Genomic DNA, 15,327 nt, shown 5'->3' on the forward strand with positions numbered 1-15,327 from the left:
CTCACCCGGCCCCGCACCGCCCGCTCGCCGTGCGCGAAGGCCCGCGAGGGGGGAGATTTGAGCCCTGGGGCCCGGCTCGCGCGAGCGGACCGGGTCGCCTCCGGGACGCGCCCGTGCGAGGAGGTGGTCGGCGTGTCCGACGGGCAGACGTCCGCCCAGGCACCGGCGGCCGCGCGCACGCGGGTCGGCCGACCGCTGCTGTCGCTCGCGCTGGCCTCGATGATGGACGAGGTAGAGGCCCACTCCGGTGCCGTGTATCTGCTGGCCGCCGACGAGCCCGTACTGGAGATGGCGGTGATGGCGGGACTGCCCCGGGCGTTCGCGGCCCCGTGGGAGCGGGTCGGGCTGAGCGCACCGATCCCGGTCGCCGAGGCGGTGCGGGAGCGGCGCCTGGTCTGGGTCGGGGGCGAGGAGGACATGGCGGCGCGGTATCCCCGTATCGCCGTCGTCCTGCCGTATCCGTTCGCGCTGGCCGCGCTGCCCGTGGCCACCGCGTCGACCGCCTACGGCGCGATCTTCGTGACCTGGCCGGGTTCGCATCCCCCGGAGCTGTCGGACCGGGAGGAGGAACATCTGACGGCCGCCTGCCGACGGCTCGCCATGCGGCTGGAGCGGGCCATGGAGGACAGTCGCCCGCCGTTGCCCGAGCCCGATCTGGTCGCCGGGCCGGCGTTCAGCGGCGCGGCGGGCACGCTCGGCACGGTGGAGGCGGCACGGATGGTGTCGCGGCTGCCGTACGGGCTGTGCTCGCTCGATCTGCACGGCCGGATCAGCTTCGCCAACCCGGCGGCGGCCGAGCTGATCGGCCTCCCGGTCAACCGGCTGCTCGGCAACCAGCTGTGGGCGACGGTGCCCTGGCTGAACGACCCCGTGTACGAGGACCGCTACCGGGCCGCGCTGATGAGCCAGCACACCACGTCGTTCGTGGCGCTGCGCCCGCCCGGAGACTGGCTGTCGTTCCGTATCTATCCGAGCACGACCGGCCTGAGCGTGCGCATCAGCCGTGCCCGCGCGGTGGCCGAGATGGGCCGCAGCGGGCCCCAGCCGGACGACACGCCGGCCCGGCTGGTGACGATCTCCCAGGTGCTGAGTCTGGCCGGTGCGCTCACCGAGGCGGCGAGCGTGCAGGACGTGGTGCAGCTGGTCGCGGACGAGATCGTCCCGGCCGTCGGCAGCCAGGCCCTGGTCGTCCTGGGTTCGCAGGCGGGCCGGCTGCATGTGCTCGGTCACCGCGGCTATCCGGATCCGCACACCGTGGAGCGGTTCGACGGGCTGCCGCTGACCGAGCCGACTCCGGGCGCGCACGCCCTGACCACCGGGGTGCCCGCGTTCTTCGACTCCCGGCAGGAGCTGGACCGGCTCTATCCGGTGCGGCAGGCGACCCCCGACGGCTTCGCGGCCTGGGCGTATCTGCCGCTGATCGCCTCCGGCCGCCCGGTCGGCACCTGCATGTTCGCCTACGCCGAGCCGCATCCCTTCCCCGCGGACGAGCGGGCGGTCCTGACCAGCCTGGGCGGGCTGATCGCGCAGGCGCTGGAGCGGGCCCAGCTATACGACGCCAAGCACCAGTTGGCGCACGGCCTGCAGGCCGCTCTGCTCCCCCACTCGCTGCCGCAACTGCCCGGCATCGAAGCGGCCGCGCGCTATCTGCCCGCCACACAGGGCATGGAGATCGGCGGCGACTTCTACGACCTGGTGCCGACGGAGCAGGGCCTGGCGGCGGCGGTGATCGGGGACGTACAGGGGCACAACGTCACCGCGGCCGGCCTGATGGGCCAGATCCGCACCGCCGTACGGGCGTACACGACCGTCGGTCAGCCACCCGAGGAGGTCATGCGCAGCACCAACCGGCTGCTGCTCGACCTCGGTTCCGACCTGTTCGCCAGCTGTCTGTACCTGCGCCTCGACCCGGCGCACGGGCGGGCGGTGATGGCGCGTGCCGGGCATCCGCCGCCGCTGCTGAGACGGCCGGACGGACGGGTGCGGGTGCTCGATCTCGCCGGTGGCCCGCTGCTGGGCATCGACGGCTCGCCCACCTATCCGACGACGGAGGTCGACCTCCCGGCCGGCAGTGTGCTCGTCCTCTACACCGACGGGCTGATCGAGTCGCCCGGCGTCGACATCGAGGACGCGCTCGCCGATCTGGGGCAGGTGCTGGCCGAGGCCGGGGAGCGACCGCTCGACGAGCTGGCCGATCTGCTCGTCCGGCACAGCACGGCGGTACGGGACCGGGTGGACGATGTGGCGCTGCTGTTGTTGCGGGCGCTGGGCTGAGAGCCCCGGTCGCGGGTAGCGGGACGACGGCCCCGGACGCGACGTGGTCCGACCCTCCCGCCGGAGGGCCGGACCACGTTCGTGCGCTTCACTCGGACTGTTGCGTCGGTGTCCCTGCGTCAGTTCCCGACGCCGTTGCCGACGATCTCACCGAGGCCGTTGCCCGTGCCGTCGGCGTTGCCGTTACCGACCTCCTCCTCGGCACCGGCTTCCTCACCGCCGACCTCTTCACCGGCTCCGGCTTCCTCACCGGCTCCGGCTTCCTCACCGGCACCGGCTTCCTCGCCCGCGCCCGCTTCCTCACCGGCACCGGCACCGGCCTCTTCACCGGCTCCGGCCTCGTCACCCGCGCCCGCGCCGCCCGCGGCGTCGCCGAGGGTCGCGCCGACCGCCTCCAGGGCGGTGGTCACCGGCTGGAAGAAGGTCTCGCCGCCGACCGTGCAGTCACCGCTGCCGCCGGAGGTGAGGCCGACCGCAAGGCCGTCCTGGGTGAACAGGGAGCCGCCGCTGTCGCCGGGCTCGGCGCAGACGTTGGTCTGGATGAGCCCGGTGACCGTGCCCTCCGGGTAGTTCACGGTGGCGTCCAGCCCCGTGACCTGGCCGTCGTTCAGTCCGGTCGTGCTGCCCATCCGGAAGACCTGGAGGCCGACCTCGGCGTCCGCGGCCTGGCTGATCGGGACGGTCTGGTCGCCGACGTTGACCTCGCTCGGGGCCTGGGTCGCCGGGTCGTCGTACTTGACCAGCGCGAAGTCTCCGTCGCCGGGGAAGGTGGACTGATCGACGGTGGCGATCGGCTGGCCGCCCTCGGCGTCCGACCACTCGTTGCCGGCGAGCGTGCAGTGGCCGGCGGTCAGGAAGGCGGGGGTGCCGTCGCCCGCGGTGACGTTGAAGCCGGCGGAGCAGCGTGACCCGCCGGCGAAGATGGCGTCGCCGCCGGAGAGGAACGTCTTGAAGGTGCCGGCCGACTTCTTGACGGTCGCCATGCCCGAGCCGAGGCTCTGCACGGTCGACTCCAGCTGGTCCCAGTTGTCGCCGGTGACGGTGCTGTCGGCGGTGACGAGGATCTTGTTCGTTCTGGGGTCGACCGCCCAGGCCGTGCCCGGGATGGTCGCCTCGGACTTCAGCGTCTGCGCGCCGGACGCGAGCTCGTCCAGGCTGTTCTCGACCTCGCGGACCTTCGCACCGGCCTGCTTCGCCTGGACGATCACGTTGTTGTCGTCGCCCGGAATGACGTTGACGACGAGCTGCTGGCTGCCGGAGTCGTAGTAGGAACCGGCAAAGGCGTCGCCGAGCAGACCCTCGAGCTGCGAGGCGAGATCCGACGCGTCCGCCGCCTTCAGGGTCTTGGGGGCGGCGGCTGCGTCCGACGCGCCGTCCTGGGACGCGTTGGCGTTCGGCAGCAGGATCGCGGCCGCTCCGAGCGCCACCACGCTGCCCGCGGCTATCGCGGCCTTGCGCTTCGGAATTCGCTTGTGACTCAAACTTCTCGACCTCCTGGGGGACGGGGTCTGTGCCGCCGTCTCTGCGGCGGCTGTTCGGGGCGCCTGGTTGGCAGTTGGTACGCACGGTTCGGGTGGGGCGTTCAATTCCGTTTGCGGGCAACCGACTCGGGCCACGTATTCGGCCAGGGAACGCGTCCAGGGGTCCGGCGGCGGGAACAATCCCCCATATGACGATGACCACCGCCGAAGCCGACAAGATCCTCTCCGCCAATTTCGCCCCCTGGGTGCTCCGCCTCGGCCTGTCCGTCGAGGCGGTGGAAGATCATCGCGCGGTCCTGCGAATGCCCTGGTCGGAAGGGCTGGCACGGGAGGGCGGCGCACTGTCGGGGCAGGCGCTGATGGCTGCCGCCGACACCGCGACCGTGATCGCCGTGTCGGCGGCACGCGGGGCGTACGGGCCGATGACCACGGTGCAGCAGTCGACGTCGTTCCAGCGCGCGGTGATCGGTTCGGATGTCCTGATCGAAGCGGTCGTCACCAAACTGGGCCGCCGTATGGCGTTCACCGACATCGCGATGACCGACGAGAGTTCGGGAGAAATCGCCGCCCGGGCGAGCACGGTGTACGCGATTCTGGGCTGACACGATCCGCTACCGATCAGTAACGGTCGGTCGTGCACAGCGAGGACAATCCAGGCTCCAGCGAATCTGCACATTCAATACTCAACGAAGTCACCGGGAGCCGGGGTTCTGCACAAGGGGCTACCGCCGGTCACCCTCTTGGGACGGGAGTGTCGGATTCGCCGCCGCACCGACGGAGCTCTCCATGACGGGCGCAACAGCTTGTCGGAGCCGATGCTGTGACGCTTGTGAAGAAGTCGCTTACGAGACGTGCACAAGTCTGCACGGATGGATGCTCCGGAGACTCAAGTGCCCTGGTGAGACGGATGTTTGATTGGAAGCCCCCACCTCGGGCGTGCTTTGATCCATCGCACCGCAGGGGCCGCCAACGGCTTCCGGAAACGGATGCCGGGCACCAGCGGTCGCGGCCGTCATCTGTCCCCAGAGGGGGCCGCTCCCCCTTGTGAAATACCCATTAGGAAGGGAAGTTCCATCATGAACTCCACCCCCCAGGTTGCGACCGTCGAGATCTCCGACGCCGAGCTCGACAACGTCTCCGGTGGCCTGCAGGTCAACGCCGTGAACGGTGCCCTCGACGCTGTCAACGGCATCGCCCCGGTTTCCGGCCTGGTCGACACGGTCGTCGGCACCGTGGAGGGTGTCACCGGCCTGAACACCGCCCCGGTCTCGGGTCTGGTCGCCGGTCTCTGATCGCGCCTTTGTACCGCTGAGTCCCGGAGCCGTTTCCCGGCTCCGGGATTCTCGGGTGCCGTAAAACATCCGGCACCACTCGCACCAATACCTGGCTTTACGCGAGCCGGTCTCCGCTCATCCTCAGGTGAGGGAAAGTCCCGTGCAGTTCCGCCAACAGGCCCTCGCCAAGCTCCAGTCACCGGAGGAGCTCGACCTTCCGGTGCGCTTCGCCCGCCCCCAGGGCTGGCTGGTGCTCTGCGTGACGGTGGTCGTCATGGCCGCCGCGTCCGTGTGGGCCATGACCGGCTCGGTCACCTCCACGGTCAGCGCGCCCGCCATCCTCACCCACGGCCAGGGCAGCTACCTCCTGCAGAGCCCGGTCGCCGGGCAGGTCACGGCCGTCCTCGCCGAGCAGGGCGAACGGCTCCCGGCCAACTCCCCCGTCCTGAAGGTCCGCACCGCCCAGGGCGAGACGACCGTCCGCACGGTCGCCGCCGGCCGGGTCACCGCGCTCGCCGCGACCATCGGGCAGATCATCTCCACCGGCGCGAACGTCGCCGCCGTCGAGAAGGTCGCCCACGCCAAGGACGCGCTGTACGCCACGGTGTACGTCCCCGCCGAGAACGCGGCCTCCATCCCCGACAAGGCGGCCGTGGACCTCACCATCTCCTCCGTGCCCACCCAGGAGTACGGCGTCCTGCGCGGCCACGTGAAGTCGGTGGACCGCTCCGCGCAGTCGGCGCAGCAGATCGCCGCGTTCCTCGGCGACAACCAGCTGGGCGAGCAGTTCACCAAGGACGGCAGGCCGGTGGCCGTACTGGTCAAGCTGGACAAGGAGTCGAGCACCAAGAGCGGCTACAAGTGGTCGTCCGCGGACGGGCCGCCGTTCGGCCTCACGTCCATGACCCTGGCCTCGGGCTCGATCCGGCTGACCGACCAGCGTCCCGTCGACTGGCTGCTGCCGTGAGCGCCGCGCAGGAGACGCGGAGCAGGCGCCGCGCCGCCCCGCCGAAGCGCCCGGTCCCCAAGGGGAAGGCGAAGACGGTCCGTACCCCCACGGTCCTCCAGATGGAGGCCGTGGAGTGCGGCGCCGCCTCGCTCGCGATGGTGCTCGGTCATTACGGCCGCCATGTCCCGCTGGAGGAGCTGCGCATCGCGTGCGGTGTCTCCCGCGACGGCTCGCGCGCCAGCAACCTGCTCAAAGCGGCCCGCAGCTACGGCCTGACCGCCAAGGGCATGCAGATGGACACGGCCGCCCTCGCCGAGGTGAAGACGCCGGCGGTCCTGTTCTGGGAGTTCAACCACTACGTCGTCTACGACGGCATGGGCCGCCGCTTCGGCCGCCGGGGCGTGTACATCAACGACCCCGCCAAGGGCCGCCGCTTCGTGCCCATGGAGGACTTCGACGGCAGCTTCACCGGCGTCGTCCTGGTCATGGAACCCGGCGAGGGCTTCAGCAAGGGCGGCCGCAAACCGGGCGTAATGGGCGCGATGCCGGCCCGGCTGCGCGGGACCGCGGGCACCATGCCGGCCGCGGTCCTGGCGAGCCTGCTCCTGGTGCTGGTGGGCGCTGCGGTGCCCGCGCTGAGCCGCACCTACATCGACATGTTCCTCATCGGGGGCCAGACGTCCCTGCTCGGCGTGCTGTTCGCGTCGATGGGCACCTGCGTCCTGCTCACGGTCGTCCTGACCTGGCTGCAACAGGCGAACCTGTTGCGCGGCCGCATCATCTCCTCCACGCTCTCCAGCGCCCGCTTCCTGCGCCATCTGCTGCGGCTGCCGGTGACGTTCTTCTCCCAGCGCAGCCCGGCCGACCTGGTGCAGCGCCTCCAGTCGAACGACGCGGTGGCGGAGACCCTGGCCCGCGACCTCGCGGCGGCGGGCGTGGACGCGGTGGTCGTCGTCCTCTACGCGCTCCTCCTCTACACCTACGACCCTCAGCTCACCTTCGTCGGCATCGGCGTCGCCCTGCTGAACGTCGTCGCCATGCGCGTCGTCATCCGCCTGCGCGCGACCCGTACGGCGAAGCTGCGCGCGGACAACGCGCGGCTCACCAACACCGCCTACACCGGCCTTCAGCTGATCGAGACGATGAAGGCGACCGGCGGCGAGGACGGCTACTTCCGCAAGTGGGCCGGCCAGCACGCCACCACGCTGGAGGAGCAGCAGCGCCTCGGCGTGCCGAGCGCCTATCTGGGCGTGGTCGCCCCCACGCTCGCCACGCTCAACAGCGCGCTCATCCTCTGGATCGGCGGCATGCGGGCGGTCGAGGGCGGCATATCCGTCGGCCTTCTGGTCGCCTTCCAGGCCCTGGTCACCCGCTTCACCGCGCCGATCACCCGCCTGAACGGCGTCGCGGGCCGCATCCAGGACTTCGCCGCCGACGTGGCCCGCCTGAAGGACGTCGAGAACTTCGAGGCGGACCCGCTCTACGGCCGCCCCGGCACCGGGGAGTCGACGCGGCGGCTGCACGGCCACGTCGAGCTGCAGAACATCACCTTCGGCTACAGCCCGCTCGACAAGCCCCTGCTCACTGGCTTCGACCTGACGGTCGGCCCGGGCCAGCAGGTCGCCCTGGTCGGCGGCTCGGGCAGCGGCAAGTCGACGGTCTCCCGCCTGATCTCGGGCCTGTACGCCCCCTGGGAGGGCGTCATCCGCATCGACGACCAGCGCATCGAGGACATCCCGCGCGGCGCGCTCGCCTCGTCCGTCTCCTTCGTCGACCAGGAGGTGTTCCTCTTCGAGGGCACGGTCCGCGACAACGTGGCGCTGTGGGACCCGTCGATCCCGGACGACGCGGTGGTGGACGCGCTGCGCGACGCCGCGCTGTACGACGTGGTCATGCGCCGACCGGGCGGCATCAACAGCAGGGTCGAGCAGGACGGCCGCAACTTCTCCGGCGGGCAGCGCCAGCGCCTGGAGATCGCCCGGGCGCTGGTCCGCCGCCCCAGCATCCTGGTCCTCGACGAGGTGACGAGCGCGCTGGACGCGGAGACCGAGCAGGTCGTGATGGACAACCTGCGCAAGCGCGGCTGTGCCTGTGTGGTGATCGCGCACCGGCTGAGCACCGTGCGCGACAGCGACGAGATCGTCGTACTGCAGCACGGCACCATCGTCGAGCGCGGGCGGCACGAGGAGCTGGTGGCGCGCGGCGGTGCGTACGCGGCACTGGTCAAGGAGCGGTGACATGACCTCCGTCCACGAGGGCGACCTCGTTCTCAACGCGCTCGGTCAGATGGGTACACGCATCGACTGCGCCGGTTTCAACCGCCTCGACCTCGAAGGCCCGCAGGTGCTGTGGCTGGTGGCGTCCGGCGCGGTGGACCTGTTCGCGGTCGGCGCCGAGCAGCAGGGCCACTGGCATCACCTCGGCCGGCTGGAGGCGGGCTCGCTGCTGCTCGGCCCGGTCGCCGGGCCGCAGCACACCCTGGTGGCACGCCCGCTCAGGGACTGCGTCGTCCACCGCATCGGGCTGCGCGAGCTGTACCAGCCCGCGAACACGCAGACCTGGTCCTACGACGAGTACGGCAACCCGCAGTACGTCCCGCCGCAGACGAGCCCGCTGGAGTACGCCCTCGCCCTGGGCGTCGGCCGCAGCCTGACCATCCTCTTCCAGGCGCCGATGGCCACCGAGCGGGCCGCCGAGGTCACCGACGACGACGTCTTCTGGATGCAGGTGCCGCCGGGCAGTGTGCAGTACGGCTCGCTCTACGGCGCGGAGGCAGCCGCCGACCTGCTGATGGACCCGGCGGTCTGGCAGTCCATGGTCGACCAGCAGTACCGCCTGCTCACCACCCTGGACCGCTGGATCGAGCAGCTGGAGCGCACCCACGAGTCGCGCACGGCGGCGGGCATCAAGGCCGGCGAGGCGGTGCGTGCCCAGGCCGATCAGACCCTGCTGGCGTCCATCGGCAAGCGCAGCGACAAGCGGGCGACGGCCGCCGACGCGGACGCCAGCTACGCGGCCTGCAAGCTGGTCGCCGAGGCGGCGGGGATCACGCTGGCCGAGCCCGCGCAGAGCGGCACCGAGAGCGACCGCCTCGACCCGGTCGAGCGGGTGGCCATCGCGTCGCGCGTACGCACCCGGGCCGTACGGCTGGACGGGCGTTGGTGGCGGGACAACGTGGGCCCGCTGGTGGGCCATCGCGCACTGTCGGGCGCACCCGTTGCGCTGCTGTGGCGGCGCGGCGGCTATGTTGCCGTCCATCCGGCGACCGGCCGTGAGACGCCGATCGAGAAGGCCAACGCGGAGGAGTTCGAGCCGCGTGCGGTGATGTTCTACCGCCCGCTGCCCGACCGCGCGCCCAGCCCGCTGCGGCTCCTGCGGTTCAGCATGCGGGGCACGAGCGGTGATCTGACGAACCTCATGATCAGCGGCCTGGTGACGGTCGCGATCGGTGCGCTGGTGCCGATCGCGACGGGCAAGGTGCTCGGCGAGTTCGTGCCGAAGGCGCAGACCGGGCTGATCGTGCAGTTCTGTCTGGCCGTGATGATCAGCAGCGTGGTGGCCGCGGCCTTCATGCTGCTGCAGAACCTGACGATCCTGCGCCTGGAAGGCCGTATCGAGGCGACCCTCCAGCCGGCCCTGTGGGACCGGCTGCTTCGGCTGCCGACGAAGTTCTTCACCGAGCGCTCGACCGGCGAGCTGGCGAGCCAGGCCATGGGCATCAGCGCGATCCGCCGTCTGATGGCCGGAGTCGGCCCCGTCGTCGCGTCGTCGGTGACGGTGGGCGCGATGAACCTGGCGCTGCTGTTCTGGTACAGCGTGCCGATGGCGCTGGCGGCGATCGGCATGCTCGTCGTCATCGCGGCCGTGTTCCTGGGGCTCGGGCTGTGGCAGGTGCGGTGGCAGCGGCGGCTGGTGGTGCTGAGCAACAAGCTGAACAACCAGGCGTTCCAGACACTGCGCGGGCTGCCGAAGCTGCGCGTCGCGGCGGCGGAGAACTACGCGTACGCGGCGTGGGCGGACCGGTTCGCGCACAGCCGTGAGCTGCAGCAGAAGGTGGGGCGGATCAAGAACCTCACCGCGGTACTGGGCACGGTCTATCTGCCGGTGTGCACGCTGCTGATGTTCATGCTGCTCGCGGGCCCCGCGCGCGGGTCGATGTCGGCGGCGGCCTTCCTCACCTTCAACACCTCGGTGACGATGCTGCTGACCTCCGTCACCCAGCTGACCGGGTCGTTCGTCTCGGTGGTGGCCGCGCTGCCGCTGTTCGAGGAGATCAAGCCGGTGCTGGACGCGCAGCCCGAGGTGCGCACGGCGAGCACCCGGCCGGGCCCGCTGACCGGGGCGATGGAGGCGCGCCGGCTGGCCTTCCGCTACTCCGACGACGGTCCCCTGATCCTCGACGACGTGTCCTTCGACATCCGCCCGGGCGAGTTCGTGGCGATCGTCGGCCCGAGCGGCTGCGGCAAGTCGACGCTGCTCAGGCTGCTGATCGGCTTCGACAAGCCGGTCTCCGGCAGTGTCCTCTACGACGGCCAGGACCTGGCGGCGCTCGACCAGTCGGCCGTACGGCGCCAGTGCGGGGTCGTGCTCCAGCACGCCCAGCCGTTCACCGGGTCCATCCTGGACGTCATCTGCGGTACGGAGCCGTACACGCCGGAGGAGGCGATGGCGGCGGCCGAGATGGCGGGGCTCGCCGAGGACATCAAGCGGATGCCGATGGGACTGCACACCATCGTCTCGGGCAGCGGCGCGATCTCCGGCGGTCAGCGGCAACGCCTGATGATCGCCCAGGCGTTGATCCGCCGCCCGCGCATCCTGTTCTTCGACGAGGCGACCAGCGCCCTGGACAACGAGACGCAGCGCACGGTCATCGAGTCGACCAGGGCCCTCAACGCCACCCGCATCGTCATCGCGCACCGCCTGTCGACGGTGCTGGACGCCGACCGCGTGATCGTGATGGAGGACGGCAAGGTCGCCCAGCAGGGCCCGCCCGCCCAGCTCCTCGCGGACACGAACGGAAGGCTGCACGAGCTGGTTCGACGGCAGATGGCGTGAGTGCGGCGGCGGCGCGTCAAGTCCGGGGGCGCATCAAGCCGGGGGCACACCAAGTCCGGGGACGTCTCAGGGGTTCGCGGGGCAACCCCTGAGGCGTCGCCCTGACGGCGACCCCGACCGCGACCCGGTGCCTTCCCTGATTCCCGTCCTGAGCGGTTGTGACCCCCGTTGGATCAATGCCAACTTCGATCATGCGGGCAACCCCGTGATCGTTCGGCAGGATCTTCGGAAGGGATTTCATGCAACCGCTCTTCAGGGCACTCACCGCAGTGCTCGCCGCGGGATTACTCGCCGGAGTGGCGACGCCGGGCGTGCTTGCAGCGGATGCCGGTCCTCCCGGCGGAAGCTCGTCGGCGCAGGAGTCGATCGACTGGAAACCGTGCTCCCAGGACGCCACAGCGGAATGCGGGACTCTGCGCCTGCCCATCGACTGGGCGCGCCCGTCGGGCGGGACGTTCGATCTCGCGGTGGCCCGACGCAAGGCGACCGATCCGGATCGCCGGGTCGGCGTGCTGCTGGTCAACCCGGGTGGGCCGGGCGACTCGGGGGTGGACTTCGCCGTACGGCGTGCCCCGTCCCACTTCAGCGGGGACATCCAGGAGAGGTTCGACATCGTCGGCTTCGATCCGCGGGGTGTCGGCGGCAGCAATCCGGTGAAGTGCTCCACGAAACTCCTGGACCAACGGCCCTCGGCCTACCCCCGCAACCAGGCGCAGTTCGATGAGCTCGCCGAGTACAACCGCGCGTTGCGCCAGGACTGCCGACGGCACACCGGTCCGCTCTTCGACCACGCCGACACCTTGAGCGTCGTCCGGGACATGGACGCGCTGCGAGCGGCGCTGGGCGAGAAGAAGCTCAACTACTTCGGCCACTCCTACGGCACGCTGATCGGCGAGCAGTACGCGGAGGAGTACGGCGACCGGATCCGGTCCATGGCCCTCACCGCGAACATCGACCACAGCCTCGGCACCCGGGAGTTCCTGGTCTCCTCCGCGGCAGCCGCCGAGGACTCGTTCCACCAGTTCGTGCGGTGGTGCGACCGCACCAGCTCCTGCGCGCTGCACGGCCGGGACGTGACCGCCGTCTGGGACGGCCTGCTGGCGCGCGCGGATCGAGGGGAGGTACCCGACCCCGAGAGCCCGGATCGGGCTCTCACCGCGAACGACATCACCCTGTTCGCCTTCAAGGCGTTCTACGGCCCGGACTGGGACGAGCTGGCCACCTATGTGGCGGGCCTCGACGCGCAGAAACCGAGCGAGCGCAGTGGATCCGCGGAGCCCCGACAGGTGGACCCGCAGACGAAGGCGGAACCGTTCCACGCGGTCTTCTGTCAGGACTGGCGTATCCGGCCGAAGGACCACCGGGAGTACGCCAAGCTGACCCAGGCCGAGCTGAGGGCCGCACCACACATGCGCGGCACCCCGCGTGTACACGCCGCGGTGGCCGGGTGCATCGGCTGGCCCGACGAGGTGAACAACCCGCAGCACCGTCTACGCATCACCGAGGCACCCAAGATCCTCATGCTCCACTCGCGGCACGACCCGGCGAACCACTTCGCATGGGCGGCCAACGTCCACCGGCAGACCCGCGCAACGACCGTCCTGCTGCCCTACGAGGGCGCCGGACACAGCGTCTACGGGCGCAGTGACTGCACGCGTGACGCCGTGGACGACTACCTCACGGAGCTGAGGCTCCCGAGAGCGGGGAGCAGTTGCGTCCCCGCCGGGACGGACTGATCGCGCTCGGCCGAGCCCGGTCAGGCGTCCAGGCCCGGGACCGGGGCGCCGGAAGGCACACCGGCGGCCACATAGCCGTCGTAGATCTCCTTCCAGGGCGCCTCGGCCCCGGAGTGCGGCCCCTCGAAGTGCTGCCCGCGCGCGTGCGCGTCGAGTGCGGCCAGGCAGACCTCCCAGCCGGCGCTGTTGCGGGCGGCCGTGTCCTGGGCGACGAGCACGTTGGTGAGCGTGAAGCGGGTGCGCTTGTCGTCCAGGGCCTCCAGGTCGAAGTGCAGCTCGTCACCGCCCCACTCGAAGGACAGGTGCCGGGGCTCGTCGACGGCGATCACCCGGCCCGTGGAGTCCGCCATGTTCGGGTCGCCGCCGAACTTGATCGTGCCGCCGGGGCGCAGCTCGATCTCGGCGCGGGACGGGAACCAGTGGGCCAGTTCGTCGGTGTCGGTCACGAACTGCCAGACACGTTCGACGGGATGGTCGTAGGTACGGCTGAAGCGGACGGCCGGGCGGCCGTCGTCCAGCGTCAGATAGGTGCCGGTGAGGTCGGCGGTCATGGTGGATCAGTCCTTCATGGTGGGTCCCTTGTCGTCCGACGTTTCGTCGAGCCGGCGGCCCAGGGCGTCCAGGCTGCTGTTCCAGAGGTTTCGGTACGGGGAGAGCCAGGCATCGAGCGAGGCGATCGGGGCGGGGTCGAGGGCGTAGACACGGCGCTGCGCGTCCTGCCGTACCCGCACCAGGCCCGCCTGCCGCAGCACCTTCAGATGCTTCGACGTGCTCGGCTGGCTCAGCCCGCATGCCTCCACGATCTCCCCGACGGGCCGCGGCCGCTCCAGGAGCAGCGCGACGATGGCCCGCCGGTGGGGATCTGCGAGGGCGCTCCAGAGGGAGGCGTCGTCGGACATGGCTCCAATATGCCTCGGCGGTTATATGCCCGTCAAGGAATACTCACCGCTCGCTGAGAAACCGCAGCTACCGCAGCTCACTCAGTCGGCACCGCGGCCGGCAGGCCGAGTGCGGTGGAGACATGGCGCCAGATGGCGGTGAGCGCCGTGTCGAGGGTGACCGTCGGGTCGCGCAGCATCAGGCGGATGCCGTAGCCGTCACTCAGGGACAGCACGAGGGTGCTGAGGTCGTCCACGTCGGTCGACGTGAACTCGCCGGAGGCGATGCCGCGCCGTATCGCGTCGGCCACCCAGCCGTGCAGCTGGGCGTACAGGTCCACGGCGAAGACGCGGGTGGTCTCGTCGCGCAGCGCCCGCACCCACAACTCCTGCCACAGGCGCCAGTCCTGGTGGAGTTCGGGGTCGGTCGGCAGCAGGTTGCGCAGGATGCGGGCCAGGACGAGCGCCGCCGGTGCCGTCTCGGCGTCGCGTTCGACATCGAGGGCCGTGTTGGCGAAGGAGTGGGTCATCGCCTCGGTGAACAGCTTCTCGCGTGTGTCGAAGTGGTAGTGCAGCAGCGCCGTGGACACTCCGGCCCGCTCGGCGACCATGCGCATGCGGATCTTCTCGAAGCCGATGTCGGCGATGACCTCGCACGCCGCGGTCAGGATGCGCTCGCGCGTGTCTGCCGTGCGCACCTTCGTGGACACCCTGCGGCTCCCCTCGTTCGGTGGTCGTACGCCATGACCATCTTCCCTCACGGCTGCCTCGCCGGTACCGGTACCTCGCGATGCGGCTCCCCGTCGTACGCGTGGAAGCCCCGCCCGGACTTCCGCCCCAGCAGCCCGGCCTCCACCATCCGGGACAGCAGCGGGGGCGGCGAGTACTGGGGCTCGCGGAACTCGGCGTACAGGGACTCGGCGATGGCCCGGGTGGTGTCCAGGCCGATCAGGTCCGTCAGGGCGAGCGGGCCGAGCGGGTGCGCGCAGCCCAGGACCATGCCGCGGTCGACATCCTCGACGGTCGCGCTGCCCGACTCCACCATGCGGATGGCGGCCAGGAGATAGGGCACGAGCAGCGCGTTGACGACGAACCCGGCCTTGTCCCGGGTCCGGACGACCTCCTTGCCGAGGGTGCCGGTCACGAAGTCCTCGGCCCGTTCCGCGGTGGTGGGCGAGGTGAGCAGCGACGGCACGAGTTCGACGAGCCGCAGCACCGGTACGGGGTTGAAGAAGTGCACGCCCACGACGCGGTCCGGGCGCGATGTCGCGGCGGCGAGCCTGATGACCGGGATCGAGGAGGTGTTGGTCGCGAGGATGGTGTGATCACCGGTGATCACGGAGTCGAGGCGGGTGAAGACGTCGACCTTGAGGGCCTCGTCCTCGGCGACCGCTTCGATGACCAGGTCGTGGTCGTGCAGCCCTTCGAGTTCATGGACGACGGTGATCAGGGCCGCGGCGGCATCCCGCCGTTCATCGCTCAGTCTGCCGTTGGCGGTGGCCCGGTCGAGCGAGCGGGTGATGCGTAGGCGGCCTGCCCGGGCCGCCTCCGCGTCGCGCTCCACGACCGTGACCGGTACGTCGGCCCGTGCGCAGACCTCGGCGATCCCGGCGCCCATCAGCCCGCAGCCGACGACTCCCACGCGCTTGATGTCGGTCATCCGTCTCCCTCTCTGTGGTC

Annotated in this window: 12 protein-coding genes; 7 read left to right on the forward strand and 5 right to left on the reverse strand. The window is 70.7% G+C overall.

Going from position 1 to position 15,327, the window contains the following annotated elements:
- Positions 1-123: 123 nt before the first annotated feature.
- Positions 124-2,274, forward strand: coding sequence for a SpoIIE family protein phosphatase (locus tag ACIA8X_RS29785; RefSeq protein WP_393447346.1), 2,151 nt, complete (start codon positions 124-126; stop codon positions 2,272-2,274).
- 119 nt (positions 2,275-2,393) lie between these two features.
- On the opposite strand, the gene ACIA8X_RS29790 is transcribed toward ACIA8X_RS29785, so the two are convergent.
- Complete coding sequence (locus tag ACIA8X_RS29790) at positions 2,394-3,755, reverse strand: S1 family peptidase (protein WP_393446913.1); 1,362 nt, start codon at positions 3,753-3,755, stop codon at positions 2,394-2,396.
- A gap of 188 nt (positions 3,756-3,943) precedes the next feature.
- On the opposite strand from ACIA8X_RS29790, the gene ACIA8X_RS29795 reads away from it, so the two are divergent.
- The 6 genes from ACIA8X_RS29795 to ACIA8X_RS29820 all read left to right on the forward strand — a co-directional run bounded on the left by ACIA8X_RS29795 (position 3,944) and on the right by ACIA8X_RS29820 (position 12,769).
- A complete protein-coding gene (locus tag ACIA8X_RS29795) occupies positions 3,944-4,357 on the forward strand; it encodes a PaaI family thioesterase (RefSeq protein WP_393446915.1) in 414 nt (137 codons plus the stop codon).
- Positions 4,358-4,831: 474 nt separating this feature from the next.
- Positions 4,832-5,047 (forward strand): hypothetical protein, encoded by a 216-nt coding sequence (locus ACIA8X_RS29800; protein WP_030052098.1) that lies wholly within the window; start codon positions 4,832-4,834, stop codon positions 5,045-5,047.
- A 142-nt stretch (positions 5,048-5,189) separates the two neighbouring features.
- Positions 5,190-5,996, forward strand: a complete 807-nt coding sequence (locus ACIA8X_RS29805) for an HlyD family efflux transporter periplasmic adaptor subunit (RefSeq protein ID WP_393446918.1) — start codon at positions 5,190-5,192, stop codon at positions 5,994-5,996.
- Positions 5,993-8,215 (forward strand): NHLP family bacteriocin export ABC transporter peptidase/permease/ATPase subunit, encoded by a 2,223-nt coding sequence (locus tag ACIA8X_RS29810; protein ID WP_399459549.1) that lies wholly within the window; start codon positions 5,993-5,995, stop codon positions 8,213-8,215. The genes ACIA8X_RS29805 and ACIA8X_RS29810 overlap by 4 nt, the downstream gene beginning before the upstream one ends.
- Position 8,216: 1 nt before the next feature.
- Entirely contained in the window at positions 8,217-11,033 is a 2,817-nt protein-coding gene (locus ACIA8X_RS29815; protein ID WP_393446922.1) for an NHLP bacteriocin export ABC transporter permease/ATPase subunit, read from the forward strand.
- A 239-nt stretch (positions 11,034-11,272) separates the two neighbouring features.
- Positions 11,273-12,769 (forward strand): alpha/beta fold hydrolase, encoded by a 1,497-nt coding sequence (locus tag ACIA8X_RS29820; RefSeq protein ID WP_399459550.1) that lies wholly within the window; start codon positions 11,273-11,275, stop codon positions 12,767-12,769.
- A gap of 20 nt (positions 12,770-12,789) precedes the next feature.
- On the opposite strand, the gene ACIA8X_RS29825 is transcribed toward ACIA8X_RS29820, so the two are convergent.
- From ACIA8X_RS29825 to ACIA8X_RS29840, 4 genes are all read right to left on the reverse strand, one after another.
- Positions 12,790-13,320: an SRPBCC family protein gene (locus tag ACIA8X_RS29825; RefSeq protein WP_393446926.1), complete on the reverse strand. Its 531-nt coding sequence runs from the start codon at positions 13,318-13,320 to the stop codon at positions 12,790-12,792.
- Positions 13,321-13,326: 6 nt separating this feature from the next.
- The gene (locus tag ACIA8X_RS29830) at positions 13,327-13,668 is read right to left on the reverse strand and encodes an ArsR/SmtB family transcription factor (RefSeq protein ID WP_399459551.1); all 342 of its coding nucleotides are present in this window, start codon (positions 13,666-13,668) and stop codon (positions 13,327-13,329) included.
- 77 nt (positions 13,669-13,745) lie between these two features.
- Positions 13,746-14,357 carry a TetR/AcrR family transcriptional regulator gene (locus ACIA8X_RS29835; protein WP_393446930.1) on the reverse strand — a complete coding sequence of 204 codons (612 nt, stop codon included), beginning with the start codon at positions 14,355-14,357 and terminating at the stop codon, positions 13,746-13,748.
- A 47-nt stretch (positions 14,358-14,404) separates the two neighbouring features.
- Complete coding sequence (locus ACIA8X_RS29840) at positions 14,405-15,307, reverse strand: 3-hydroxybutyryl-CoA dehydrogenase (protein WP_399459552.1); 903 nt, start codon at positions 15,305-15,307, stop codon at positions 14,405-14,407.
- Positions 15,308-15,327 lie beyond the last annotated feature (20 nt).

Origin of the sequence: Streptomyces sp. NPDC051738, from assembly GCF_044453205.1 — a bacterium.
Lineage (GTDB): Bacteria > Actinomycetota > Actinomycetes > Streptomycetales > Streptomycetaceae > Streptomyces.